We start from the raw sequence: 25,591 nt of genomic DNA on the forward strand, positions 1-25,591 counted from the left end.
CGGGACCGCGGTGCCGCTAATCGCGGCAGCGCGCCTGCTTCTTCAGGGTCGCTTCCACCTTGACCGGGGAACCCGCCGGGGACGGCGCGCCGATGGAGACGTCCTCGTCGACGTAGCATTTCGCCTTCAGCGTGAGTTCCCGCGTGCCCCACGGCACCCGGAGGGTGGCCGGGGTAGATGCGCCCAGGTCCTTGCCGCCCTGGAAGATGGACGCGCCCTCGGGCGTGGACTCGATTCGCACCTCCACGGGCGCGCGCTCCAGCGTCGCCACCACATCCAGGCCGTTGCTGTTCACCGTCATCTTCTTGACGAACGGCACATAGCCCGGGGCGGTCACCTCCACGAGCGGGGTGTCGCTGTTGAGCGAGAAGTCGCGCAGCACCGCCTCGCGGACGCCCTGCTTGCGGGCGAGCTGGTTGTCGATCTTCACCTCGGCGTCATCCGGCTGCGTCTTGAAGATCACGAGCACCGAGCGCGCCTGCTGCCTGAGCGTCACCGGCACCTGCGTGGCGTTGGCGCCCTCGGACACCATCACGGACTTGTTGAAGGCCTCGTAGCCGTCCGCGGTCACCACCACCAGCACGTTGCCCACGGCCATCGGCTTGAGCATGAAGCCGTTGGCGGGGAACTTCTCCGGAGGCCCCGCGTTGATGGACACCATCGCGCTGTCCTTCGCCTCCTGCGTCTTGAGCTCCACCATCACGTAGCCCTGCGCGGGCTTGCCCGGGGAGAAGACGAAGGCCACGCCCACCAGCAGGAACAGCGACGCCAGGCCCACGGCGCCGTAGAGCAGGCGCTTGTCGATGCCCTTGAGGCTCATGCCCCGGGGCGCCGCCTCCTCCTCGTGCGCGCGCTTCGGGCGGGCCTCGCGGGGCTCCTTCACGGCCGGGGGCGGACGCGAGTTCCCGCTGTTCAGCACGGGGGGCGCGGTCGGACGCGGCGGGGGCGGCAGGGGCTCCGGCGGCGAGTCCGGCCGGGCGATGCGCGGCAGCTGGCTGTCGTTGCCCCGGTTGGGTGTCTGGCGGGGCGCGGGCGCGGGCAGGTCCGTGGCCGCGATCGTGGGGATGTTGGTCAGCGACGGGCGCGGCGGCGCGGCGGTCAGCACCGGGGCGCTCTGCGCCAGGCGCGGCGGGCCCGGGGGCGGCAGCGACGAGGGCGGCGGGACGACCGCGGTGCGGCCCGACACGTCCTCCCCCTCCTCGTCTGGAGGCGGGGCCTCCTGGGTCTCCAGCGGCGTGACGGCGCGGCCAATGGCGGCGCCCGGCTGGGTGGTGGGCTCCGGCGCGTCGTTGAAGACGGCGTCGCGCTCGACCATCTGCGTCGCCAGCTCCTCGTCCTCCTGGGGCGAGGGCGCGGCGGGCGCGGCGGTCAGCTTGGGCAGCGCGGCGAGCGTGGGCGAGCGGCGCGCCCCCTGCGCGTTGGCGCCGGAGCTGGACGCGCGCGGCGGCGGCGCGGAGACGGGCTCCACGGCGGGCGCGGAGGGCGCCACCGCCGGGATGTTGGTCATGCTCTGCGTGGGCACCGGGGACGGGCCGCTGAAGCCCGCCTCGATGGCCGCCAGCATGCCCTCCGGCGCGCGGATGTCCGCGTACTCGGCCAGGCGCTGCTTCTCGCGCTCGACCTCCTCCGCGAACGTGGACTTCATGTACTGCATGAGGTCCTTGCGGCCGAAGATGGAGTCGTTCGTCAGCAGGAAGCGCTGCAGGTCGTCGCCCAGCTCGCTGGCGTACTGGTAGCGCTCCTCCACGTCCTTCGCGAGCGACTTGAGGACGATGCGCTCCAGCGCCTCCGGGATGCGCCGGTTGTACGTGGACGGCGACGGCACCTCCGCCTTGCGCACCTTCTCCAGCACGCTGAAGTCGCTGTCGCCCACGAAGAGGCGCTCGCCGGTGAGCATCTCGTAGAGGCACACGCCGATGGCGAACACGTCCGAGCGGCGGTCCAGCGGCAGGCCGCGGATCTGCTCCGGGCTCATGTAGCCGAACTTGCCCTTGAGGATGCCGGCCTGCGTCTTGGTGGCCTTGCCGGCCGCCTTCGCGATGCCGAAGTCGATGACCTTGACCTCGCCCTCGAAGGACACGAGCACGTTCTGCGGCGAGATGTCGCGGTGGACGATGTTGAGGTCGCGCCCCATCCCGTCCTTCTTGCGGTGGGCGTAGTCCAGGCCCTCGCACATCTTCGCCACGCAGAAGGCGACCAGCGGCACCGGCGCGGGCTCCCCCTTCTTCCGACAGCGGTCGAAGATGGCCCGCATGTCCTTGCCGGGGATGTACTCCATCGAGATGAAGTAGCTGCTGGCGATCTGCCCCAGCTCGTAGATCTGCGCGATGTTGGCGTGGGTCAGCTGGACGCTGATCTTCGCCTCATCGATGAACATCGAGATGAATTCTTCATCCTCGGCGATGTTCGGCAGGATGCGCTTGATGGCCACGAGCCGCTCGAAGCCGCTGGCGCCGAACTGCTTGCCGCGCCAGACCTCCGCCATGCCGCCGATGTTGACGCGGTCCAGGAGGAGATACTTCCCGAACGGGATGGGTTGCCGCTTCGGTTGAGAGGTCGTCACTGTGAGTGGGGGTCGAGTCCTTGCAGGGAGCCTATCGATCGCGACTCCAAAGGGTCAACCGCGCGCGCGGACCTATTTCCGCCCGCTTGCCCGGCAGGCGGCCCCTGCTCCGCGTGATTCAGGGCGACGGAGCCGAAGCCGCGCCCCCGTCCACCACGGGGATCTCCAGCTCGATGCCCGGCACGCCCTCGTGCTCCTCGGGCTCCGCGGGCTCCTGGACGCGCACCGTGGCGACGCGCGGCTCGCCCCGGCGGGAGACCACGGCGGGCGCACCAAAGCGCACCTCGGCGGGCAGCCCCACCAGCGTCACCCAGGCCTGCTTGCCGTCCCGCGCCACGCAGTAGAGCAGCGTGCCCGGCCGGGTGCCGGGGGCGTCACGGGCCGGGCCCTCGCACTCCGTGCGAACCTGGAGCGCATAGGCCGGCACCGGGGCGCCGCGCTCCAGGTAGGGGGGCGCGCCCAGCGCGTCCACCAGCGGCTGGAGCGCCTGCGCCCGGGAGGGCACGGCCTCCACCGTGGACAGCTTCTGCGCCTCGGCCTGGAAGCGCTGCAGGGCCACGGCGGCCAGCTCCGGCGAGTCCAGGGGCGTCCGGCCCTCCGCGAGCACCAGGTCCACGAAGAGCGCCACCACGAGCAGGATGGGCAGGAGCCGGTAGCCCTTGAAGCCCTCCGGCTTCTTGCGAAGGAGCCCGGCGAGGAACACGGCCAGCCCCACCCCCGCGAGCCCCAGCACAACACTGGCGCGCGCGGCGGACGGCGGCGCCAGGAGCGCGGAGACCTCCGCGGTCCGGGCCCGCAGGGCGTCCGACAGGTCCCCCCCGTAGATCCACCCGAGCGCGCCCAGGCACAGCACGTTGGTCACGAGCGTCTTGCGCGAGAGGCCGTTCATCCCGCGAGCGTCCTTGCCGGATCCGTGGCGGCGGCGCGGCGGCTGGGGAAGTAGGCCCCGGCGAGCGCGGCGAAGAGGCCCAGCAGCACGCCGCCCAGGATCACGGCGACCGGGAACGAGAAGAAGCTCTCCGGCTTGAAGGGGAAGTTGGGCAGGTAGCCCGCGGCGAGCCGGTCCACCGCGAAGGCCAGCACCCGCGCCGCCGCCGTGCCCGCCGCGCCGCCCAGCACGCCCACCACGCCGGCCTCCGCCAGCACGATGGCGCGCACGTCCGCGCGCGAGGCGCCCACCGCCTGCATCACGCCAATCTCCCGGGCCCGCGCGCGCACGGAGGAGGACATCGCGTGGGCGATGTTCACCGCGGCGAGCACGCAGATGAGGATGGAGAGCAGCGCCAGCGCGGACGTGGTGAGCGCCACCGCCGCGCCCGCGTTCTCCGCCAGCCGGCGCTCCTGATCATCGATCTCGAAGCCCATCCCCCTCACCGCCTCCACCAGCTCCGGGACGCGCGAGGGGTCCGCCGCCACCAGCGTGACGCCGGTGTAGCTGTCCGCGTCCGCGCCGGAGGCGCGGTTGATGCGCACCGCCGTGTCCAGCGGGAGGGTGATGCCCGCGAACATGGCCCGGTCGGACGCGCCCACCACCTGCGCCTGCTGCGTGGTGCTGGGCCCGCCGGACGTGGCCGCCACGTAGGAGCGGTTGAACTCCACCGGGAAGCCGAACCCGATGAGCATCTCCGCGGACAGCTGCGGCAGCTTGCGCGCGGGCGCGAACGTCTTGTTGTAGAGCTCCAGCAGGCGCGTGGAGATGAGCGCGGGGATGGCCTTGCCCTCTCCCGGGTCCTTGAAGTCCTTCGCCTCCGGCAGCCCGATGTCCTTCTGGACGAGGCCGGGGTCCACGCCCACCGCGAGCACCTCCATGCCCATGCGCAGGCGCGAGCCGAAGAAGGTGCCGTCGTAGCGCGTCACCGCCGGCACGCGGACGTTCATCTTCCGGTACGTCGTCTCCACGCCGGGCAGCGCGGCCAGGCGCTCCACCGCGGCCGCGTCCAGCTTGCCGCCGCCCAGGAGGCCCAGCGACACCGCCGGGGGCACCACGTCCACCAGCTTCGAGTCCGTGGGGAAGATGCGCTCGCGGATGACGCGCCCCACGCCCAGCCCCAGGCCCACGAAGAACACCAGCGCGCCCACGCCCATGGCCACGCCGAAGGCGGAGAAGAACGCGCCCCGGCGCTCGCGCGCCAGGGACAACCTCACCAGTCGCGACAACGCGTCGAACCTCACGGGGCACCTCGCGACGCCAGGGAGGGGGACGCGGGGGACTCCTCCACCAGCCGCGCGTCCTTGAGCCGCAGCACCCGCCGCGCCACCGCGCTCATGCGCTCCTCGTGGGTGACGGTCAGCACCGTGAGCCCTTCCTTGTGCAGCTCCTGGAAGAGCTGGATGACGCCCGCGCCCGTGGCCGCGTCCAGGTTGCCGGTGGGCTCGTCGCAGAGCAGCAGCTTCGGGCCGCCGAAGAGGGCCCGGGCGATGGCCACGCGCTGGCGCTCGCCGCCGGACAGCCGCACCGGCGCGCGGTCCTGCTTGGCGCCCAGGCCCACGCGCTCCAGCAGCTGGCTCGCGCGCTTGCGCCCGTCCGACGTGGCCGGGCCGAAGTGCGACGGCAGGAGCACGTTCTCCAGCGCGGACAGGTTGGGGATGAGGTGGAAGGACTGGAAGACGAAGCCCACGTGCGTGTTGCGAAAGCGCGCCAGCGCCTTGTCGCCCAGGCCGGTGAGCTTCACGCCGCCCACCTCCACCTGTCCCTGGTAGTGCACGTCCAGGCCGCCCAGCAGGTGCAGCAGCGTGGACTTGCCGCTGCCGGACGCGCCCACCACCGCGACGAAGTCCCCGGCCTCCACGTCCAGGGAGACGCCGTCGAGGACGCGCACGCGCGAGCCCTCGCCGTCCTCGTACTCCTTCACGACATCGCGAGCGTGGATCAAGGCGTGGCCGGGGCGGTCGTGGTGGTGGCGGGAGCGGGCGTCAGCCGCAGGGAGACCTCCGCCTGGAGCGCCTTGTCCTTGCGCGACAGGGCGAGCGTGACGGCGCGCAGGTCGTCCGTCGCGTCCAGCCAGCGCACCGTGGTGGCCTTGATGGCGAAGCCGCCGATGCCCCACGCGGCGGACGGCAGCGCCTTCACCGCGTCCGACAGCCGGCGCAGGTCCAGGAGCACCACCAGCGCGGCGTCCCTGCCCACCGCCTTCAGGTCCTCGGACACGGGGCCCGCGCCCGCCGGCCGCGCGAGCGAGGCCAGGGTGGACTCCAGGCGCGCCCTGGGCGCCGCGAGCACCAGCTTGCCATCCCTGGACAGCGCGAAGTGCGCGCCCTCCCCCGCGCGGTAGGACGTGAGGTAGGCCCTCTGGCCGTTCAGGTCCGCGGGCTCCACCTTCGCGCCGAAGCCGCCCGCGAAGCCGGGCACCTTGTCCAGCGTGGCCTGCCCCTTCGCCACGTCCTTCACCTCCGCGAGCGCCACCAGGTTGACGAAGCGGAAGGGGTTGGTGCGCCGCAGGTCCAGGTCCGGCATGCCCGAGGACAGGTTGACGTTGGGGGACAGCGACAGCGCGAGCACCTGGCCCGGCTTGAGGTTGTCCAGCACCTCCGTCTTCACGTTGAAGCCCGCCTCCTGCACCGCGCGCGTCACCTGCGCGCCGGCGAGGTACGGCCACACGCCGTCCAACTGCGCGGGGTCGCCCCGGAAGCGCGCCACGAGGAAGCTGTCCTGCGGCAGCCAGCCCGCGAGCGCCTCACCGCCCCTGGGCTCCAGCGCCGCGAGCGACGCCTGCGTGTCCGGCCACGGCGCGTCCGCGCGCAGCGTCACCGCGCGCTCCTCGATGTGGCCCGTGAGGGTGATGCCCTGCACGCTGCCCGCGGGCACGAGGCCCATGCCGCCCGGCAGCCACACGTGGAAGTCCCGGTCGCCGGAGAGCCGCTTGAGGGACGCCTCCAGCACCGGCTCCTTCGCCAGCGACTGCTCCTCCGGCAGCGCCGCCAGCTCCGACAGGCGGGACACGGCCGCGCCCGCGGACAGGAGCACCAGGTCGTGCTCGAGGAAGAGCATGCCCAGCTGGGGCGTCGCGGAGCCCGGGCGGTGGAAGGTGACGAGCCGTCCGGCGTCCCCCTTCGCGTCCTTCTCCTCCGAGGCGCCCAGGCGCGTGCGGGCGAAGGTGGCGAAGGTCGCCTTCAGCTTGTCCGCGTCCTTCACGCCCAGGACGGACACCGCCTGCGTGCCGCCGAGGAAGGCCGCGCCCGCGCCGCGCTTCGGGTCGATGCCCGCGTCCTCCAGCGCCTTCCTGCTGCGCAGGTCCACGCCCACCTGCCGCATCACCGCGGACACGTAGCGCTCCGCGGAGGGGAAGTTCTGGAGCTGCGCGACGAACGAGGCCACCTTGAGGTTCTGGAAGCGCGCGAGCTTCTCGCCCAGCGTGCCCAGGTCGTCGATGACGACGGCCGCCTGCGCGCTGCGCGGCAGGTAGCGCGACACGCCCCGGGGCGAATCCGCGGGCCCCGCCGCCTCCTTCCCGCAGCGCGAGCAGCCGGCGAACACGACCAAGAGCAGGAGCAACGGGAGGAACCCAACTCGGCGGAGCATGGGCGTCAGGACAGGATGCCTGCGGCGGAGAGTCAATCTATTCGTGCGCGGTCCCCGCCCCCCGCCACGGCGGCAAGGTGCCACGGTGAACAGGTGCCCGCCGTCCGGGCCCGCGCCTGCTCTACCGCACCCGGGTGCCGCCGTGCGGCAGGGGCGCGGAGATCTCCTCGCTGAAGTCGAGGAAGCGCTCCATCTGGCGCACCGTCTCGTCCGTGGCCTCCGTCTCCGCGGACAGCACGTCCAGCTGCCGGTTGACGCTCTCCGGGTCGCGGATGGCGATGGACTGCTCGTGCGTCAGCCGCAGCAGGTCCTCGATGCCGGCCAGCTGGTGGCTCACCACCTCGCGGCTCTCGCCCGCCTGCTCGAAGCGCATCAGGCGCTTGCGCAGGATCTCCACGCGCTTGCCCTTCACGTCCTTGAGGCGGGGGTTGGCCTCCTCGGCGACCTCCGCCTCCAGCGCCGCCACCTCGGCGGCGAGGTGCTCCCGGTCGGACCCGTTGAGGTAGGTGCGGTACTGGTTGAGCGCGGAGATGAGCCGCAGGAAGGACGTGAGCAGCGCGTCCAGCTTGGGCTCGCTGTCCGCCACCAGCACGCGCCCGCCGGGCAGCTTGCGGTAGTTGGCCAGGATCTTCTCCTTCAGCCCCACCAGCTGCTGGTAGTGGTCTCGCTGCGAGGGCGCCAGGTCCGCGAGCAGCGCGTCCACCGCCGCGCGCGCGGCCTCCGGGTTGTCCGGCTGCTGCGCCCGCACGGCGCGCTGGAAGCGCTTCATGGACGACAGGACGGCCAGGTAGACGCCCTCCACGCCCAGCGCCACCATCATGGGCAGCGGCTCCTGCGTCACGGCGCTGGACATGGCCGCCGTCGTCAGCCCCACCAGGTTGGCCGGCAGGAGGAACGCGGCCTTGATGTAGTTCGGTGTCTTCGCCACGTCCGACTCCCCTTCCCTCTTCCGGCCCGCTGTCAGGGCCCCCGCGCCTCGGAGACGTACTTCAGCGCGCCCAGGTCCCGCGTGTCCTCCGCGGGCGGGGGCGCCGTCCCCCGGTTGAGCTTCTGGAAGAGCGCCGCGGCGCTCTGGAAGAGCTCGTCATAGGTAACCGGCGCCTCGCCGGAAAGTCCGAAGAAGGCCCGATTGTCCGCCAGTGTCGCGGGCGGAGCGCTGCGGATGGCCTCCGTGGGGTCGCCCAGGTAGGGCGCCACCTCGCCCAGCAGCCGCGCGCCGGTCGCCGGCGCCTTGAGCACGCCCTGCCCCGCGTCCAGGAGCCCCCGCAGCACCCGCCGCACCGCGTCCGGGTAGCGCGCCGCGAAGTCGCCCCGGGCCACCAGCACCGTGGCCAGCAGGTGCGGGGCGTCCGCCGTGGTGGCCAGCACCTTGCCCCCCCGGTCGCGCGCCGCCAGCTCCACGTCGCCCCACAGCCCCACCACCACGTCCGCCCGCCCCTCCCGCAGGGCCCGGCCGGCGTCCAGCGTGGAGGGCAGGTCCACCCAGCGCACGTCCGACGTGCGCAGCCCCGCCCGCGCCAGCACCCACAGGGCGAAGTAGTGCGACGAGCCGCCCGGATACACGCCCACCCGCTTGCCGCGCAGGCTGGCCAGGTCCGGCACGCCCACCGCCGCCATGGCCTCCTGGCCCCGGCTGCGCCCCACGAGCAGCACCGTGCGCGGCGCCGCGTCCCTCAGCGTGGGCGCCCAGGACGCCAGCCGGTCCACCGACAGGGCCGCCATGTCCACGCCGCCGTTCTCCGCGCCCACGGACAGGGCCTGCTTCAGCTCCTCCTCGCGCGCGAAGAGCACCGCGCGGGCGTCCAGCGCGTAGGCCGTCTTGAGCAGGCCCTGCGCGGCGCCGGGGGGCGTGGTGGGGTTGTCCAGGGTGGTGGCGCCGCCGGTGGCGACGAGCAGCGCGGACGCGGAGCCGCGCGGGGTGAAGCCGATGAGCACGGGCCGCAGCGGCACCGACGCCACGTCCGCCACCGGGGCCGCGACGCCCGCCGGGAAGTCGCCCGGGGACAGCCGCACCGCCTCACGGGTGGAGGGAAAGAAGCGCGCCTGCAAGCGGTCGAGGTAGCCCGCCCGGGAGGCGAAGACGTACCCCGCGCCCAGGGCACAGAGCGCGAGGAAGAGAAAGAGGCCGGGTCCGCGGTGCAGCTTCATCCGTGTGCGCCGGCCCCTTTCATGAGGGGAGACCTACTTGATCTCCACCTTCTTGCCGATGGTCTTTTCCGGACCCGCCCCCACGTCCGACACCGGCGCGGGGCTGTCCAGCAGGCCCATCTCCATCTTCATCTGTTTGACCAGCTCGTTGGCCTGGAGCTTCTCGGCCTCTTCCTCGATGAGCGCGCCCTGGTGGTCCACCGTGTCCAGCGCCATCTGCATGCGCGCCTCGTTGATGGCCGTCTTCTCCTGCACCTTGCGCAGCATCTCGTCGTGCGTGGAGTCCACGCCCGCCACGGTGAAGGACTCCATCGTGTCGGCGACCTTCGCCTGCCACTTGGCGCGGCGCGCGTCCCGGATGGCGTTCATCGCCTCGTGGGTCTTCTTGTCCTTCTCGCGCATGAACGCCTTCTTGACGTTCAGCGCCTTCTCATAGGCCTGCTTGGCGAGCTCCAGTTGCTGCTCGTTGCGGGCGAGGGCCTCCTTCTCCGCCTGCAGCTTGGTCGCGTAGGTGCCGGCCAGGTCGTCGCGGCCCGCCTGGATGGCGGCCTTCACCTTGGCCGTCAGCTCCCGCACGTCCTGCTGGTACTTCTGGTTCTCCTTCTCCAGGAGCGTCACATTCGCCCGGACCATGGCGATGGACTCGTTCATCTTGGGGACCTGATCATTCAGGTCGCGGATGTTCTGCTCGAGGATCAGCTCCGGGTCCTCGATGGAGGAGACGAAGAAGCCCGCGAAGCTCCGCATCGCTCTCTTGAATCGCTGCCACATGTCGGCTCTCACCTCCGCCTGTGCGTAATGCCAGCCACCTTACACGAACTCCGACGCCCACAAGCATCCGGCCGCGAGGCGCGTGTCATCGTGACTACGCCCGCCCGGAACGGCTGATTGCCCCCGGAGGTCCGCCCGCCCGCCCGCCAGTCCGGCCGGGTCCGGGGCCCCCGGGCGGCCCCCGTTCGCCGCTCCCGGCCCCTTTAGGCGTCCGCCCGGGGTCGCGAAAGACGCTGTGGCCATGAACTTGCCGGGGGGAGAGGAAGCGGGGAAAACCAGAGCGTCGCATGGACCCGACCCCTCCCGTTGCCTTTGAAGACGAGCTCGCGCGGGTGGTGGCCGCCCAGCGCCGGCGCGTCCTGGGCGCGGGGGCGGCGGTGCGGCTGGTAGGCACGGTCGTGTTCTTCGCCATCGGCCTGGGGCTGTGGCTGACGGGCGCCCGGGACTGGGCCCACTACCCGCCGCTCCTGCTCTGCTACGGCGGCGTGGTGGCGCTGCTGTTCGCGCTGCGCTCCAAGCCGGTGACGAAGCAGCTGGGCGTGGTGCAGTCCCTGGTCGACGTGGGGCTGGTGTTCGGCCTCCAGCAGTGGGCCCTGCCCATGTCGCCCTTCCCCGCCGGGGTGGCGGGCTTCAGCCTCGGGCTGTTCGCGCTGGTGGTCGCGCTCTCCGGCCTGGAGCTGATGCCGTGGCTCGTCTACGGCACCGCGGGCCTGGCGTCGCTGGCCCAGGCGGTCCTCATGGCCCAGGCGGGCGTGGGCCCGGGCGCCATGGCCGTGGCGGCGGTGACGCTGGTGCTGGTGGCGGCGGTGAGCCACTACGGCACGGGGCGGCTGCGGCAGCTGGCCATGGACCTGTCGCACGCGGAGGTCTCGCGGCAGCTGGGGGCCCGCCGCACCACCGAGGTGGAGGACGCCCACCGCACCATCGAGCGCATGCTGTCCGAGGCCCACGCGCGCAACGCCCAGCTGGAGGCGCTCCAGGCCCACCAGGAGCAGCTGATGCAGTTCCTGGTGCATGACCTGCGCTCGCCGCTGTCCGCCGTGACGCTGTCGCTGTCCTGGATGGAGCAGGAGCTGCCCATCGGGACGCCCATGGTGGAGTCCGTGCGCACGGGCCTGGCCGTCACCGCGCGCCTGGACCGGATGATCTCCGACCTGCTGGACGTGCCCCGCCTGGAGCAGGGCCGGCTGTCCCCGCGCAAGCAGCCCTTCCCGGTGGCGCCCCTCTTCGACGAGGTGCGCCGCTCGCTGGACGGCGCGGCCCGGCTGCGGAAGATCCGGCTGGAGCTGTCCTGCCCGCCGGGCTACCAGCTGGTGGGCGACGCGGGCCTGCTCATCCGCGTGGTGGAGAACCTGGCCACCAACGCGCTCCGCTACGCCCCGTCCGGCGGGCGCGTGCGCCTGGAGGCCGGCGAGACGGCGGGCGAGCAGTGGCTGGCCGTGCGCAACGACGGCATCACCATCCCGCCGGAGGCGCGCGAGACCCTCTTCGACAAGTACGTGCAGGGCCACCGCGAGAAGGAGGGCCGCCGGGGCTACGGCCTGGGGCTGTACTTCTCCCGGCTGGCGGCGGAGGCCCACGGCGGCAGGCTGGGCGTGGAGGACGCGGAGGGCTGGGCCACGTCCTTCGTGCTGCGCCTGCCGCGCGCGCAGCCGGCCACGTCGCCGGCCCCGGACTCGCCGGCCGCGCAGCGCCGCTAGGAGGCCTGGAGCTTCGCGCGCGCGAAGAGCTTCGCGGCCTGCGTGCGGGCGTTGGCCAGCACCGCGTTCGCGTCCAGCGTGGTCAGCTCGCCCTCGCGCAGCACCAGCTTGCCGTCGATGAGCACGTGCGACACGTCCGTGGAGCGCGCCGAGTACACCAGCGGGCCCGTGACGTCCTCGGGCAGCGGGCAGAAGTGGAGGCCGCGCGTGTCCACCACGGTGAGGTCCGCGCGCTTGCCGACCTCCACGGAGCCCACCTCGTCCTCCAGGCCCAGGGCGCGCGCGCCGTGCAGCGTGGCCATCTCCAGGACGTGCATGGGCGTCATCGCCACCGGGCCCACGCGCGGGTTGTGCAGCACGGACGCGAGCCGCATCTCGTGGAACAGATCCAGCGTGTTGTTGCACGGGGCGCCGTCCGCCCCCAGCGCCACGGGGATGCCGTCCTTCAGCAGCTCCGGCACGCGCGCGTAGCCCGACGCGAGCTTCAGGTTGGAGCCCGGGCAGTGGCACACCACCGTGCCGGACTCGCGCAGCAGCCGCTGCTCCTCGCCCTCCACCCACACGCAGTGGGCCAGCGTGACGTGGCGGCCGGTGAGCCCCAGCCCGTCGAAGAAGGCGATGTTGTCCTGGCCCGTCACCTGGCGGACCACGTCCGTCTCCGTGCGGTTCTCACTGGCGTGCGAGTGGATGCGCACGCCCTTCTCGCGCGACAGCCGGCCCACCTCGCGCAGGAGCTCCGGCGTGCAGGACAGGGCGAAGCGCGGCGCGAAGGCATAGCGCAGGCGGTTGTCGTGGGTGCCGTGCCAGCGCTCCATCAGCGCCAGGCTCTCCGTCAGCGAGTCCGCCGTCGTCTCGCGCAGGCCGGACGGCACCTCCGCGCCGGAGTCCATCATCGCCTTGCCGCCGACGAGCCGGTAGCCGCAGTCGCGCGCGGACTCGAAGACGGCGTCGTAGTGGTGCACGGTGCCCATGTCGAGCGCCGCCGTGGAGCCGGAGCGGATGAGCTCCGCGAAGGTGAGGTCCGCGCTGGCGCGCAGGGACGCCGCGTCGTGCGCCGCCTCCATGGGCCAGATGCGCTCCCTCAGCCAGTCCAGCAGCTCCCGCTTGTCCGCGTGGCCGCGGAACAGCGTCTGGCAGGCGTGCAGGTGGCCGTGGATGAGGCCGGGCATCACCACCTGCCCGGCGAGGTCCAGGACGCGGCGGGCGCCCTTCACCTTCAGGCCGCGGCCCACCTTCGCGATGCGCCCGTCCTGCACGAGCACGTCCGCGCGCGGCAGCACCTCGCGGTCGCGGTTCATGGTGACGACGGTGGCGCCAGTGAGAAGCAGGTCCAAGGGAAGAGGTCCTAGAGGAAGGAACGGGTGAAGGCGTGGGGCAGCAACTCGCTGAGCGAATAGCGCGCCTCCTGCCCGTTGAGGGTGCGGCTTCGCACCGGAAGGTCAGGCCCGGCGAACTCCGCCATCACCTGGCGGCACATGCCGCACGGGGGACAGGGCTCCGGGGTGTCCACGACGACGGCCACGGCCACCGGCTTCTCGCGGCCCTGGGCCACGCCCGCGGCGAACGCGTTGCGCTCCGCGCAGACGGTGAGGCCATAGGTGGCGTTCTCCACGTTGCAGCCGGCCACGACGGCGCCGTCCGCGTACAGCACGGCGGCCCCCACGGGGAACTTCGAATACGGCACGTGCGCGCGCAGACGCACCCGCTGGGCTTCCTCGAACAGCCGCTCCCAGGGAATCTCCTCCGCCATGCCGCCCTCCTTCGACAAGGGCGCCGTCCGCCGGCGCCCGGCCGTCCGGGAACGCCCTAGCGGGCCCGGGACGTGTCCTTGCTCTGCTCGTCCAGGTGCCGGGCGATGGCGAGCTCCAGCTCCACCGGCAGCTCGACGAAGCGCACGCGCACCACCGGGCCCGGCATGCCGGCCCTGGGGGGCAGCACCTCGCCGCGCACCTGCACCTCCTCCTGGGACGGAGGCAGCACGAAGCGCACCTCCACGGCCTGGCCCGCGTCCAGGGCCTCCCCCACCCACCCCACTCCGCCCAGGGACAGGTCCCCCGCGCGGTCCAGGAAGGACTCCGCCCCCTCCCGCCGGACCCTCAGGCGCATGGGGACGCGGGGCGAGTCGCGCCGGTCCTCCCCCGTCCTGGTGTCCTGGTTCTCGTTCTGCTCGGACATCGCCGTCGTCTCCCTGCCGCTGCCGCGCTCGTATCCGACCCGGGTCGCGCTCCACCGCCGCCCCGGGTCCAGGCTGGCGGCATCATACGCGGGGCCGTCCGCCCCGTTGCTCCTGAAAATGCATCCCGTGGGGGCTCAGCCCCCCGTGGAGCAGAACTGCTCGTAATCGATGAGCGTCACCTCCGCTCCTGGCGCGCACACCGGGCACCCGGGGTCGCGGCGCAGCTTGAGCTCCTGGAAGCGCGTGCCCAGCGCGTCGAAGGTGACGAGCCGCCCCACGAGCGGCTCCCCCACCCCGAGCAGGAGCTTCAGGGCCTCCGTCGCCTGGAGCATCCCGATGAGCCCGGGCAGCACGCCCAGCACGCCCGCCTCCGCGCACGACGGCGCCAGCTCCGGCGGGGGCGGCGCGGGGTAGAGGCAGCGGTAGCAGGGGCCGTGGCCGGGCAGGAAGGTCGTCACCTGCCCCTCGAAGCGGAACACGGAGCCGTGGACGTTGGGCTTGCCCAGCAGCACGCACGCGTCGTTGAGCAGGTAGCGCGTGGGGAAGTTGTCCCCGCCGTCCAGCACCAGGTCGAAGTCCGCGAGGATGCGCTCCACGTTGGCGGTGGTGAGCCGCTCCTGGAAGGGCACCACCCTCACGTCCGGGTTGAGCGCCTCGATGGCGGCCTTCGCGCTCTGGACCTTGGGCTGCCCCCGGCGCTCCAGCGTGTGCAGCACCTGGCGCTGGAGGTTGCTCAGGTCCACCACGTCCGCGTCCACCACGCCCAGCGTGCCCACGCCGGCGGCGGCCAGGTACAGCGCCGCCGGAGAGCCCAGCCCGCCCGCGCCCAGGAGCAGCACCCTCGATTTGAGGAGCTTCGCCTGTCCCTCCTCCCCGACCTCCGGGAGGATGAGGTGGCGGCGGTAGCGCTCCTTCTGCTCGGCGGAGAGGACGACGGGCCTCTCCACCGGGAGGGCCGCGTCGCTCCAGCGGTTGTAGCCGCCCGCGAGCGACGACACGCGCGTGTAGCCCATCTGCCGCAGCGTGCGGGCCGCGAGCGCGGACCGGGTGCCGCCCGCGCAGTAGAGGACCAGCTCCTCGTCCCGGGCCGCCTGCTCCTCGATGCGCAGCTCCAGGTAGCCCCGGGGGATGTGCACCGCGCCCGGGAGCCGGCCGCCGGCGTACTCGTCGGCCTCGCGCACGTCGACGAGCTTCACCTTCGCGCCCGAGTCGAGCAGCTGACGGACGTGCTCGTGGGAGACCTCGCGGATCTCCTTCTTCACCTCCGACAGCAGCTCGCGGAACGTGGGGGCCATGGCGAGTGCCTGACTACTCCAGGCGGTCCAGCACGAGCGGCCGGGCCGCGGGTGCCCGGTCGCCCAGCCGGTAGGCCGCGAGCAGCCGCGCCTTCACGTCCTCCACCGGCCCGGCGTCGTTGTAGTGCACCTGCACCAGGGGCTCGCCCTGCTTCACCGCGTCGCCCACCTTCTTGAGCAGCGTGAAGCCCACGGCGGGGTCGATCTTGCTGTCCACCCGCCGCCGGCCCGCGCCCAGCGCCACCGCCGCCAGCCCCACGCCCTCCGTGTGGATGCCGGTGACGAAGCCGTCGCGCGGCGCCACCACGTCGGTGGTGGCCTTCGCCGTGGGCAGCAGCGAGTAGTCGTCGATGGAGCGCGGGTCGCCGCCCTGCGACTGGACGATCTCCTTGAGCTTCCGGATGGCGCTGCCGTCCTCCACGGAGCGGCGCAGCTTCTCGCGCGCCTCCTCCACGGTGGCGGCCTTCTTGCCCAGCACCAGCATCTCCGCCGTCAGCGCGTAGGTGATCTCCGTGTAGTCCTCGGGCGCCTCGCCGCGGAGCATGTCCACGGCCTCGCGGACCTCCAGGGCGTTGCCCACCTGGCGGCCCAGGGGCTGATCCATGTCCGTGAGCAGGGCCACGACCTTGCGGTTCATCTCCGCGCCCAGGCCAATCATGGTGCGGGCCAGCACGCGCGCGTCGTCCGCCGTCTTCATGAAGGCGCCGCTGCCCACCTTCACGTCGAGCACCAGCGCGTCGATGCCCTCCGCCAGCTTCTTGCTCATGATGGACGACGCGATGAGCGGGATGCAGTCCACCGTCGCCGTCACGTCGCGCAGCGCGTAGAGCTTCTTGTCGGCCGGGGCCACCTGGGCCGTCTGGCCGATGAGGCAGCACCCCACCTCGCGCACCAGCCGGCGGTAGTCCGCAGTGGACAGGTCCACGCGGAAGCCGGGGATGGACTCCAGCTTGTCCAGGGTGCCGCCGGTGTGGCCCAGGCCGCGGCCGGAGATCATGGGCACGGGCACGCCGCAGGCCGCCGCCAGGGGCGCGAGGCTCAGGGACACCTTGTCGCCCACGCCGCCGGTGGAGTGCTTGTCCACCTTGATGGCCGGCGTGTCGGAGAGGTCCAGGACCTCCCCCGAGTGGAGCATGGCGCGGGCCCACGCCCCCAGCTCCCGGGAGTCCAGCCCCTTGAAGAAGATGGCCATGCACATGGCGGCCATCTGGTAGTCGGCCACGGTGCCGGCGGTGTACGCCTGGATGAACGCCTGGATGTCGGACGGGTCCAGCCTGCCGCCGTCGCGCTTGGCCTTGATGAGCTCGTAGGGTTGCACGGGGCAAGGCCATACCAGGAAGTCCCCTCTCCATGCACTCCCCTCGCAGGAAAGGCAAAGCCCCGGCGGCATCTGGTAGAGAGGGGGTCCCATGATGCTCCGCCGACTCCACGTGCTTGCCCTGGCCGCGCTCCTGTGCGCCTGTTCCAAGAAGTCCGAGGACGCCCCCAAGGCCCCCGCCCAGACCTCCACCGCCGCGAAGCCCCCCGAGGGAAAGCCCGTGGTCGTGGGGCTCGTCATCGACGTGGGCGGCCGGGGGGACCACTCGTTCAACGACGCGGCCCTGCGCGGCCTGGAGCTGTGGGCCGCCGGCAAGCAGTACGAGGGCGGCAAGTACGTGGACGCCCCCGCTGGCGAAGTGCGTCAGTCCATCTCCTCCGACCTCGTGGCGCTCGCACCGGAAGTGAAGCCGCTGCCAGTCCAGCCGCTGGTGCTCCAGAGCAAGGCGCAGGAGGACTACGCCCCCAACCTCCAGCTGCTGGTGGAGCAGGGCGCGAAGCTGACCATCGGCAACGGCTACCTGCTGGCCAACGCGGTGCGCGACGTCGCGACCGAGAACCCGGAGGCGAAGTTCCTGCTCATCGACAGCCAGCTCCTGGACGCGCAGGGCAAGCCGAAGTCGCTGCCCAACGTGCGCACGGTGCTCTTCAAGGAGCAGGAGGGCAGCTTCCTGGTGGGCGCGCTGGCGGGGCTGGTCACGAAGACGAACAAGGTGGGCTTCGTGGGCGGCATCGAGGTGCCCCTCATCAAGCGCTTCGACGTGGGCTACCGCGCGGGCGTGCGCACCACGAACGCGAAGGCGGCGGACGCGCTGATGGGCGTCTACACGGGCAGCTTCAACAGCGTGTCCGCGGGCAAGGAGGTGGCGCAGGACCTCATCGCCAAGGGCGCGGACGTCATCTTCCACGCGGCGGGCACGGACGGCCTGGGCGTCATCCAGGCGGTGAAGGAGGCGCGCGCGGCGGGCAAGACGGTGTACGCCATCGGGGTGGACTCGGATCAGTCGCACCTGGCGCCGGACGCCATCCTCACGTCCATGGTGAAGCACAGCGACCTGGCCGTGTACCAGGCGACGAAGGACCTGGTGGACGGCAAGCTGACGGCGGGTGAGCAGGTGCTGGGCCTCAAGGAGAACGGCGTGGGCATGGCCGACGTGCGCGTGGAGTTCCCGGGCAAGGCGGAGGCGCTCCAGCGGGTGGAGGCGCTGCGGCAGCAGATCCTCGCCGGGACGATCGTCGTGCCGGGCACGCAGGCGGAGCTGACCTCCTTCCAGGTCGCGCGGCCCTGATCTCCCTCCAGCACATCGCGAAGCGCTTCGGGTCGTGCGTGTCCCTGGAGGACGCGTCGCTGGACATCGTCCCGGGGGAGCTGCTCGCCGTGGTGGGCGAGAACGGCGCGGGCAAGTCCAGCCTGATGAACGTGCTCTACGGGCTCTACCACCCGGACGCGGGCACGTTCCTGATGGACGGCAAGCCGGTGCGCTTCAAGAGCCCGCGCGACGCCATCGCGAAGGGCATCGGCATGGTGCACCAGCACTTCATGCTGGTGCCCACGCTGACGGTGGCGGAGAACGTGGTGCTGGGCCGCGAGCCCACGAAGCGCGGCCTCCTGGACCTGGACCGGGCCTGTGACGAGGTGGCGGCCACGGCGAAGCGCTTCGGCTTCCAGTTGGATCCGCGGGCCCGCGTGGACACGCTCACGGTGGGCTCCCAGCAGAAGGTCGAGATCGTCAAGGCGCTGCACCGGGGCGCGCAGGTGCTCATCCTGGACGAGCCCACCGCCGTGCTCACGCCGCAGGAGTCCGACGAGCTGTCGCAGGTGATGCGCGGGCTGGTGGCGCAGGGGCGCACGGTGGTGCTGATCAGCCACAAGCTCAAGGAGGTGCTGGGCGTGGCGGACCGCGTGGCGGTGATGCGCCGGGGCCGGACCGTGGCGGAGGTGCGCGCCAGCGAGACCACCGTCTCCGCGCTCGCGGCGCTGATGGTGGGGGAAGGCTCGCGCGGCGCCGCGATGACCGGCGTGCCCGTGGCGTCGACTGCCGTCGTCGCGAGCACCGGCACCACGGACGCGCGGCCTTCCGCGCTCACCGGCACCACGGACGCGCGGCCTTCCGCGCCCACTGGCCCCGACGTCCGCGCCGGCACGGCCGCCGCCGCGGACCTCGCCGCGAAGCAGCCCGGGCCGGGCCCGGCCAGCCTCGCGGTGCTCGACGTGACGGCGGGCCCGGTCGCGCTGGAGGCCCGGGCCGCGGCGACGGGCCCGGTCGTGCTGGAGGCGAAGGACCTGCGGGCCACGGGCGACAACGGCCGCCCGGCGCTCCAGGGCGTGAGCCTCACCGTGCACGCGGGGGAGATCGTCGGCATCGCCGGGGTCGACGGCAACGGGCAGCGCGAGCTGGCGGAGGTGCTCACGGGCCTGCGCCAGCTGGACGGCGGCGAGGGCACGCTGCTCGGCGGTCCGCTGGCGGGGCTCACCCCGGCGCTGGCGAAGGCGCGCGGCGTGGGCCACGTCCCCGAGGACCGCCTGGCCCGCGCGGTGGTGAAGGCGATGACGGTGGAGGAGAACGTGGCCCTGGGCCGGCACCGCCAGCCGCCGTTCGCGCGCGGGCCATGGGTGGACTTCCAGGGCCGCCGCGAGCGCACGAACCAGCTGCTGTCCCGCTACGACGTGCGCCCGGACGACCCGGCGGTGGCGCTCCAGGCGCTGTCCGGCGGCAACCAGCAGAAGGTCGTGGTGGCGCGCGAGCTGGACGCGGCTCCGAAGCTGCTCGTCGTCGTGCAGCCCACGCGCGGGCTGGACATCGGCGCGGTGGCGCAGGTGCATGAGCGCCTCCGGGAGGCGAAGGCCCGGGGCGCGGGAGTGGTGATGGTGTCGCTGGACCTGGAGGAGGTGCTGGCCCTGTCCGACCGCGTCTACGTCCTCTACGAAGGCCGCGTGACGGGACACTTCCCGCGCAAGGACCTGGACGAGCGCGAGCTGGGCCGCCGCATGCTGGGCGCGGAGGCGGGCCATGGGTGAGCGGACGCGGCAGATGCTGCCCTCGGTGCTCTCCGTGCTGCTGGCGCTCGGGGTGTGCTGGCTGGCGATCGCCTTCACGCGCGACCTGGACACCGCCACGCGCGCCTACCTCCAGATGCTCTGGGGCGGCGTGGGCAACTGGCCCGCGTTCCTGGACGGCGGCAGCGACACCGCCGTGCTGCGCCCCCTGGGCGAGGCCGCGATGAAGGCCGCGCTGCTCACCCTCACCGGCCTGTCCGTCGCGGTGGCCTTCAAGGTGGGCCTGTTCAACATCGGCGCGCAGGGGCAGATGATCTGGGGCGCCCTCGCCGCGGCGCTCGTGGGCGCGCACGTGTCGCTGCCGGGCCTGCTGCACGTCCCGCTGGCCCTCGCCGCGGCGGCGCTGGCGGGCGCAGCCTGGTCGGGCATCGCCGGCGTGCTGAAGCTCAAGCGCGGCGTGCACGAGGTCATCTCCACCATCATGCTCAACTGGGTGGCGGTGAGCCTGGTGGACAACTGGCTCGTCATCGGCCCGCTGCGCGCCGTGGCGGAGGGCGCGTCGTCCATCACCGGCACCGCCGAGATCCTCCCCACCGCGCAGCTGCCCCGGCTGCTGGGCGACAGCTCGCGCCTCAACCTGGGCTTCCCGCTGGCGCTCGCGGCGGCGCTGGGCGTCTGGGTGTGGCTGACCCGCACGCGCTCCGGCTACGAGACGCGCGCCGTGGGCCTCACCCCGGAGGCGGCCCGGGCCGCGGGCATCCCCACGCTGAGGCGCGCGGGCGGGGCCATGGCGCTCGCGGGCGCGCTGGCGGGCCTGGCGGGCGCGGTGCTGGTGCTGGGCACGGAGGGCCGCTACCCCGGCTCGCTGGGCGCCCCCTACGGCTTCGACGGCATCGCCATCGCGCTCATCGGCAACAACCACCCGCTGGGCGCGGCGCTGGCCGCGGCCGTCTTCGGCATCCTGCGCGCGGGCGGCACGCGCATGCAGCTGCTGGGCGTGCACAAGAGCTTCCCGGAGCTCATCCAGGGCTTCGCGCTGCTCTTCGTCGCCGGGCGCATGGTGTGGCTCGCGCTGCTGGAGCGGCGCCAGCGGCGCGCCCTGGCGCGGGGCCAGCCCCAGGCCGGCGTCGAGGTGCCCCGTGCTTGAGGTGCTCCACTCGCTCCTCTTCTCCACCCTGGACGCGGCCCCCGCCCTGGTCTTCGCCGCGCTGGGCGCCATGCTCTCCGAGCGCGCCGGCGTGGTGAGCGTGGGCGTGGAGGGCATGATGCGCACCGGCGCCTTCTGCGCCGCCGTGGCGGCGATCGTGCTGCCCACGCCCCTCGCGGTGCTCGTGGGCATGGCCGCGGGCGCGGGGCTCGCCGCGGTGCACGGCTTCCTCAGCATCCGCTGGCGGTCGGACCAGGTCGTCTCCGGCATGGCCCTCAACCTGGTGGCCATGGCCGGGGGCACCTTCCTCCTGGAGTCCCTCTACGGCCCCAACGGCACGCCCGCCATCACCCAGCTGTCGCGCTGGAACCTCCCGGGCCTGTCCCACGTCCCGCTCCTGGGCGCGCTGTCCGGCCACGCCGCGCCCACGTACCTGGCGCTCACCCTGCCCTTCCTCTTCCACCTGCTGCTGTCGCGCACGCCGCTGGGCCTGCGCCTGCGCGCCGTGGGCGACAAGCCGCACGCGGTGGCCACGCTGGGCCTGTCCGTCCCCGCCCTGCGCTGGGGCGCGGTGCTGGGCGGCGGGCTGATGGCGGGCCTGGGCGGCGCGGTGCTGTCCACCGCCGTCCTGGACCGCTTCGAGCAGCACACCCCCGCCGGCCTGGGCTTCATGGCCCTGGCCGCCATGGTCTTCGGCCGGTGGACTCCGCTGGGCGCCTTCGCCGCCGCGCTCTTCTTCGCCTTCGGCAACGCGCTGCGGATTGGGCTGGCCTCGAGCGCGCCCTGGCTCCTCGACCTGGTCCCCCAGGGCTTCCTGCTCGCCCTGCCCTACCTGTTGACCCTCCTCGTGCTCGCCCTCCAGGGCCAGCGCGGCCACGCGCCGGCCGCCCTGGGCACCCCCTACGAGCAGGAATCCCGGTAATCCCGTCCAGAAGGGTCGGGGTCAAAACGACCCGGGTCTGAAGCCACTTTTGGTCAGGTTCGACCTGGTGAATCTGAAGCGCCGACCTTCCCTGATGCGTCAGGTCATCGCGCGGCGAGCCGCCAACCCCCTGACCTTACTGGATCAGATTTCCGGGTCTTTCCAGTGTGGGCTGATCTGCCGTTGGGTGGACGCTCGGCATGCCGCTGGCATGTGAGTGTGACATGTCGGATTGCGCATCGGACGACGGGCAGGCGCGGCACCCAGACCTGGCCGGCTCCGGGACGCAATCCCCCGGGCTTCGGGCAACGCCCCCGGGCGTTGACGGGCCCGGCTTCCAGGCCGGGGTGGCGTGACATGCAGACGACGACAACAGGCTCGACGTCACCCCAGCGCCCGCGGGTCATCGCGGTCGACATGGAGTCCGGCGGCGTGGAGCGGGTGCGCTCCATCCTGACGCCGGCGGGCTACGACGTGCTGCCCGCGCGCGGGACGACGGCCGCGCTGGAGGCGGTGTCGCGCCACTCCGCGGACCTGGTGCTGCTGGACGTGGAGCGGGCCCGCACGGTGGGCCTGGCCGCGTACCGGCGCCTTCGCGAGGAGCTCTCCCCGCCGCAGTTCCCCATCCTCATGCTCACGCCTTCCGCGGACCGCCAGACGCGCCGCGAGGTGATGGAGGCAGGTGTGGACGACTTGCTGACCACCGAACCCCTGGACCCGCTGGAGCTGAAGGTGCGCGTCCATACGCTGCTGGAGCTCAAGGCGCACCACGAGCAGGGCGGCATCCAGGAAGTGCTCCAGGACCCGCGCACGCGCTGGGTGCGCATGGAGCGGCTGGCCCGCGTGGGCACGCTCGCCGCGGACCTGGCCACGCAGATGGACCAGCTGGGCGTGGGCCTCCAGCGGGCGCTGGAGCACGTGCGCGCCCGCGCCGCGCTGGGCCTGCCGCCGGACACGGAGGAGCTGCTCAAGCTGGGCGTGGCCGGTGAGCAGATGCGCCTGCACGGCCAGCACCTCCTGTCCCTGGGCCCCTCCAGCCCCAAGGACATCCAGCGCTTCGACCTGCGGGAGGTGGTGCCGGTGGTGGTGTCGCGCCTGCGCGACGCCGGGCGCCTGGGCCGCGCGGACGTGCGCGTGGTGCTGCCGGAGGACCCCATCGCCGTCGTCTTCAACCGCCGTCAGCTGGAGCAGGTGGTGACGGAGCTCGTCTGCAACGCGGTGGACGCGGTGGAGGACGTGAAGGACCGGCCGCGCGTGGTGCAGGTGGGCGTGGAGATGCCGGACATGTTCGGCGAGTTCGGCCCGCTGCTCTTCGTGAAGGACACCGGCATCGGCATCTTCGAGGACGAGCAGCAGGCCATCTTCTCCCCGTACTACACGACCAAGGCCCCGGAGAAGAGCGTGGGCCTGGGCCTCACGGTGGCGCGCACCCTGGTGGAGAGCATGGGCGGCAAGCTCACCGTGAAGAGCCGCGTCAACCTGGGCAGCACCTTCACGGTGGAGCTGCCCGAGCAGACGTCGTCCTGGTAGGCGCTCCCGCCGGGGCACGGGCGGGGGGAACGCCTCCCCGCCCGCGCGGCGCCGGCTAGAAGCGGTAGGCCACGCCCGCCAGCGCCTCCATCGTGAAGTAGCTGTCGTCGAAGCGCGGGACGATGGAGGGCCCCAGCCGCAGGTTGAAGTTCACGTTGAGGTTGTTGTTCACGAAGTACTCGAGGCCGCCTCCGAAGAGGATGGGGATGACCGGCCCGATGCCCTCGCCGATGTAGACGTTGAACGGCACGTCGATGCCGGCGTTGATCATCAGCGCGCTGCCCACGGGGATGCCCACCACGAACGCCACCGGCAGCGCCATGCCGAAGAGCGTGTTCCCCCGGGGGAAGTAGATGAACGGCCCCGGCTGGAAGGTGACGGCGAAGGACACCTTGTCCGCCCTGGCGATCATCACCCGCAGCCAGCCCTGGAGCTTGAGGCCCGCGTCGGACGCGTCCACCAGGCCCTCGCGGCCCCAGTTGAAGCTGAACTTGCCGCCGACATCCACGTTGTCCGAGCCGCCGTGCAGCAGGCCCAGCGACAGGCCCGGGAAACCAATCTGCGCGCTGAACAGGTTGCGCCCCGAGCCGACGGTGTCCGCCGCCAGCAGGGACCAGCCCTGGCCGCGCGCCATCGCGGTGCCGGGGAGGGCCAGGAGCACAGCCAGGAGGAAACCAGGAATGAAGCGCTTCACGAGGTTCCTTTCTGCGAAGGACCGCGGCGCGAGGCGCCGCGACCCGGGAGTGAGGGTTGAAGGGGGACTCAGGCCGGCTGGCCGCGCTCGCGGGCCAGGGCCAGGAAGGCGTCGATGAGGGCGGCCAGCCTTCCTTCCGCGCGCTGGCGGGCCTGGGGGAGCGGCTCGCCGGGGGCGAGCGCCTCCTTGTGCTCGAAGTAGTACTTGATCTTCGGCTCGGTGCCGGAGGGGCGCAGGGTGACGCGGCCGCCGCCCTCCAGCACGAAGGCGACGACGTTGGACGGGGGCAGGCCGCCCTCGCCCTGCTGGTAGTCGCGCACGGCCGTCACCGGGGTGCCGCCGATGTTCGCGGGCGGCGACGCGCGGAAGGCCTGCATGATGGCGCGGATGGTCTGCGCGCCGGCCGCGCCGGGCAGCGTCACGTTGCGCTGGGCGCCCACGTGCAGGCCGAAGCGGCGCTGGAGCTCCTCCAGGTAGCCCAGCACGGTGGTGCCGCGCGCCTCGCACCACGCGGCCATGTCCGCGACCACCAGGGCCGCGCCCACGCCGTCCTTGTCGCGCGTGGCGGTGCCCACGGTGTAGCCGAGCGCCTCCTCGTAGCCGAAGACGAACTGCGTGCCCTCCTTCGCCGTGCGCTCCAGCGCGCGGTTGGCGATCCACTTGAAGCCGGTGAGCACCTCGTCGTAGGCGGCGTCCAGCCCGCGCGCGATCTCCCCCAGCTGCGTGGAGGACACGATGGTGGTGACCACGTGCGGGCGCGCGCGCTTCGTCCCCTGCGTGAGGACGTAGTGGCCCAGGAGCACGCCCACCTCGTTGCCGGTGAGCAGGCGCAGCCTTCCAGACGCATCCCGCGCCATCACCGCCAGCCGGTCCGCGTCCGGGTCGTTGGCGAGCACCAGGTCCGCCTTCACGCGCTCCGAGGTGGCGATGGACAGGTCCATGGCGCCCGGCTCCTCCGGGTTGGGGAAGCGCACGGTGGGGAAGCGGCCGTCGGGCTGCTGCTGCTCGGCCACGGGCGTCACGCGCGGGAAGCCCGCCTCCTTGAGCGCGAGCGTCGCCCACGCGCCGCCCACGCCGTGCATGGCGGTGTAGACGATGGACAGCGTGTCACTGCCCTTGCGGTACAGGCGCAGGTCCAGGATGGCGCGCAGGTACGCGTGGCCCACGTCCGCCGGCAGGTCGCGCCACAGCCCCTTCGCGCGCCCCTGCGCGGGCGTGAGCAGCGGCACGGCGTTGGCGGGCTCCACCTTCGCGATGGCGTCCGCGATGCCCACGTCCTGCGGCGGGACGATCTGCGCGCCGTTGCCCCAGTAGACCTTGTAGCCGTTGTACTCGGGCGGGTTGTGGCTGGCGGTCACCATCACCGCGGCGGCGGCGTTGAGGTGCAGGACCGCGAACGCGGTGACGGGCGTGGGCACCGGCTCCGGGAAGACGTGCGCGGGGATGCCCTCCGCGACGAGCACGGCGGCGGTGTCCTCCGCCAGCTCCAGGCTCAGGCGGCGCGCGTCGCGGCCCACCACCACGCCGCGCGTGGTGACGTCCGGCACGGTGGCCTTGAGGTAGCGCGCCAGGCCCGCGGTGGTGCGCCGCACGACGGCGCGGTTCATGCGGTTGGGGCCGGCGCCCAGCACGCCGCGCAGGCCCGCGGTGCCGAACTCCAGGTCCTGCGCGAAGCGATCCGCCAGGTCCGCCCAGTCCGCCTTCTCGAGCACCTGGGCCAGCTCCGCCTGCGTCTCCGGATCCGGATCCGCCTTGCGCCAGGCCTCCGCCCGCTCCCTGAGTCCGGTGGTGTCCATCGCGCGTCGCCTCGT

21 protein-coding genes are annotated in these 25,591 nt (G+C 72.8%); 6 read left to right on the forward strand and 15 right to left on the reverse strand.

What is annotated here, in order from left to right; all coding sequences use genetic code 11:
- Nucleotides 1-16 precede the first annotated feature (16 nt).
- The 8 genes from U8525_RS30655 to U8525_RS30690 all read right to left on the reverse strand — a co-directional run bounded on the left by U8525_RS30655 (nt 17) and on the right by U8525_RS30690 (nt 10,001).
- Nucleotides 17-2,563, reverse strand: coding sequence for a protein kinase (locus U8525_RS30655; RefSeq protein WP_374270252.1), 2,547 nt, complete (start codon nt 2,561-2,563; stop codon nt 17-19).
- 118 nt (nt 2,564-2,681) lie between these two features.
- Nucleotides 2,682-3,452 (reverse strand): hypothetical protein, encoded by a 771-nt coding sequence (locus U8525_RS30660; protein ID WP_374270253.1) that lies wholly within the window; start codon nt 3,450-3,452, stop codon nt 2,682-2,684.
- Entirely contained in the window at nt 3,449-4,735 is a 1,287-nt protein-coding gene (locus U8525_RS30665; RefSeq protein WP_374270254.1) for an ABC transporter permease, read from the reverse strand. Before U8525_RS30665 ends, U8525_RS30660 begins: the two co-directional genes overlap by 4 nt.
- Nucleotides 4,732-5,436 carry an ABC transporter ATP-binding protein gene (locus U8525_RS30670; protein ID WP_374270255.1) on the reverse strand — a complete coding sequence of 235 codons (705 nt, stop codon included), beginning with the start codon at nt 5,434-5,436 and terminating at the stop codon, nt 4,732-4,734. Before U8525_RS30670 ends, U8525_RS30665 begins: the two co-directional genes overlap by 4 nt.
- Nucleotides 5,433-7,082, reverse strand: coding sequence for a hypothetical protein (locus tag U8525_RS30675; RefSeq protein ID WP_374270256.1), 1,650 nt, complete (start codon nt 7,080-7,082; stop codon nt 5,433-5,435). The genes U8525_RS30670 and U8525_RS30675 overlap by 4 nt, the downstream gene beginning before the upstream one ends.
- A gap of 121 nt (nt 7,083-7,203) precedes the next feature.
- Nucleotides 7,204-8,010: a hypothetical protein gene (locus tag U8525_RS30680; protein ID WP_374270257.1), complete on the reverse strand. Its 807-nt coding sequence runs from the start codon at nt 8,008-8,010 to the stop codon at nt 7,204-7,206.
- Between the two features lie 32 nt (nt 8,011-8,042).
- Nucleotides 8,043-9,230 carry an ABC transporter substrate-binding protein gene (locus U8525_RS30685; RefSeq protein WP_374270258.1) on the reverse strand — a complete coding sequence of 396 codons (1,188 nt, stop codon included), beginning with the start codon at nt 9,228-9,230 and terminating at the stop codon, nt 8,043-8,045.
- 33 nt (nt 9,231-9,263) lie between these two features.
- Nucleotides 9,264-10,001, reverse strand: a complete 738-nt coding sequence (locus tag U8525_RS30690; RefSeq protein ID WP_374270260.1) for a PspA/IM30 family protein — start codon at nt 9,999-10,001, stop codon at nt 9,264-9,266.
- 287 nt (nt 10,002-10,288) lie between these two features.
- Between U8525_RS30690 and U8525_RS30695 the strand changes: the two genes are divergently transcribed.
- Nucleotides 10,289-11,701, forward strand: coding sequence for a sensor histidine kinase (locus U8525_RS30695; protein ID WP_374270261.1), 1,413 nt, complete (start codon nt 10,289-10,291; stop codon nt 11,699-11,701).
- Here U8525_RS30695 and U8525_RS30700 read toward each other — a convergent pair.
- The 5 genes from U8525_RS30700 to U8525_RS30720 all read right to left on the reverse strand — a co-directional run bounded on the left by U8525_RS30700 (nt 11,698) and on the right by U8525_RS30720 (nt 16,490).
- The gene (locus U8525_RS30700) at nt 11,698-13,035 is read right to left on the reverse strand and encodes a 5'-deoxyadenosine deaminase (protein ID WP_374270262.1); all 1,338 of its coding nucleotides are present in this window, start codon (nt 13,033-13,035) and stop codon (nt 11,698-11,700) included. The two genes, U8525_RS30695 and U8525_RS30700, sit on opposite strands and share 4 nt — an antisense overlap.
- An 11-nt stretch (nt 13,036-13,046) precedes the next feature.
- Nucleotides 13,047-13,451 (reverse strand): cytidine deaminase, encoded by a 405-nt coding sequence (locus U8525_RS30705; RefSeq protein ID WP_374270263.1) that lies wholly within the window; start codon nt 13,449-13,451, stop codon nt 13,047-13,049.
- A 56-nt stretch (nt 13,452-13,507) separates the two neighbouring features.
- Nucleotides 13,508-13,876, reverse strand: coding sequence for a PilZ domain-containing protein (locus U8525_RS30710; RefSeq protein WP_374270264.1), 369 nt, complete (start codon nt 13,874-13,876; stop codon nt 13,508-13,510).
- Nucleotides 13,877-14,011: 135 nt separating this feature from the next.
- Nucleotides 14,012-15,172: a molybdopterin-synthase adenylyltransferase MoeB gene (moeB, locus tag U8525_RS30715; protein ID WP_374270265.1), complete on the reverse strand. Its 1,161-nt coding sequence runs from the start codon at nt 15,170-15,172 to the stop codon at nt 14,012-14,014.
- 13 nt (nt 15,173-15,185) lie between these two features.
- A complete protein-coding gene (locus U8525_RS30720; RefSeq protein ID WP_374270266.1) occupies nt 15,186-16,490 on the reverse strand; it encodes a thymidine phosphorylase in 1,305 nt (434 codons plus the stop codon).
- Between the two features lie 94 nt (nt 16,491-16,584).
- Between U8525_RS30720 and U8525_RS30725 the strand changes: the two genes are divergently transcribed.
- From U8525_RS30725 to U8525_RS30745, 5 genes are all read left to right on the forward strand, one after another.
- On the forward strand, nt 16,585-17,778 hold the full coding sequence (locus U8525_RS30725; protein WP_374270294.1) for a BMP family protein: 1,194 nt from the start codon (nt 16,585-16,587) through the stop codon (nt 17,776-17,778).
- A 38-nt stretch (nt 17,779-17,816) separates the two neighbouring features.
- Nucleotides 17,817-19,508: an ABC transporter ATP-binding protein gene (locus U8525_RS30730; protein WP_374270267.1), complete on the forward strand. Its 1,692-nt coding sequence runs from the start codon at nt 17,817-17,819 to the stop codon at nt 19,506-19,508.
- Entirely contained in the window at nt 19,501-20,634 is a 1,134-nt protein-coding gene (locus U8525_RS30735; protein WP_374270268.1) for an ABC transporter permease, read from the forward strand. The genes U8525_RS30730 and U8525_RS30735 overlap by 8 nt, the downstream gene beginning before the upstream one ends.
- Nucleotides 20,627-21,556: an ABC transporter permease gene (locus U8525_RS30740; protein ID WP_374270269.1), complete on the forward strand. Its 930-nt coding sequence runs from the start codon at nt 20,627-20,629 to the stop codon at nt 21,554-21,556. The genes U8525_RS30735 and U8525_RS30740 overlap by 8 nt, the downstream gene beginning before the upstream one ends.
- Nucleotides 21,557-21,913: 357 nt before the next feature.
- Complete coding sequence (locus U8525_RS30745; protein WP_374270270.1) at nt 21,914-23,086, forward strand: sensor histidine kinase; 1,173 nt, start codon at nt 21,914-21,916, stop codon at nt 23,084-23,086.
- 55 nt (nt 23,087-23,141) lie between these two features.
- Here the strand turns inward: U8525_RS30745 and U8525_RS30750 are convergent, their stop codons facing one another.
- Together U8525_RS30750 and U8525_RS30755 are read right to left on the reverse strand one after the other, a co-directional pair.
- A complete protein-coding gene (locus U8525_RS30750) occupies nt 23,142-23,780 on the reverse strand; it encodes a hypothetical protein (RefSeq protein WP_374270271.1) in 639 nt (212 codons plus the stop codon).
- Between the two features lie 68 nt (nt 23,781-23,848).
- A complete protein-coding gene (locus tag U8525_RS30755; RefSeq protein WP_374270272.1) occupies nt 23,849-25,576 on the reverse strand; it encodes a phospho-sugar mutase in 1,728 nt (575 codons plus the stop codon).
- Nucleotides 25,577-25,591: the final 15 nt, after the last annotated feature.

The sequence above is a fragment of the Corallococcus sp. RDP092CA genome, from assembly GCF_041903675.1.
In the GTDB taxonomy this organism is placed as follows: domain Bacteria; phylum Myxococcota; class Myxococcia; order Myxococcales; family Myxococcaceae; genus Corallococcus.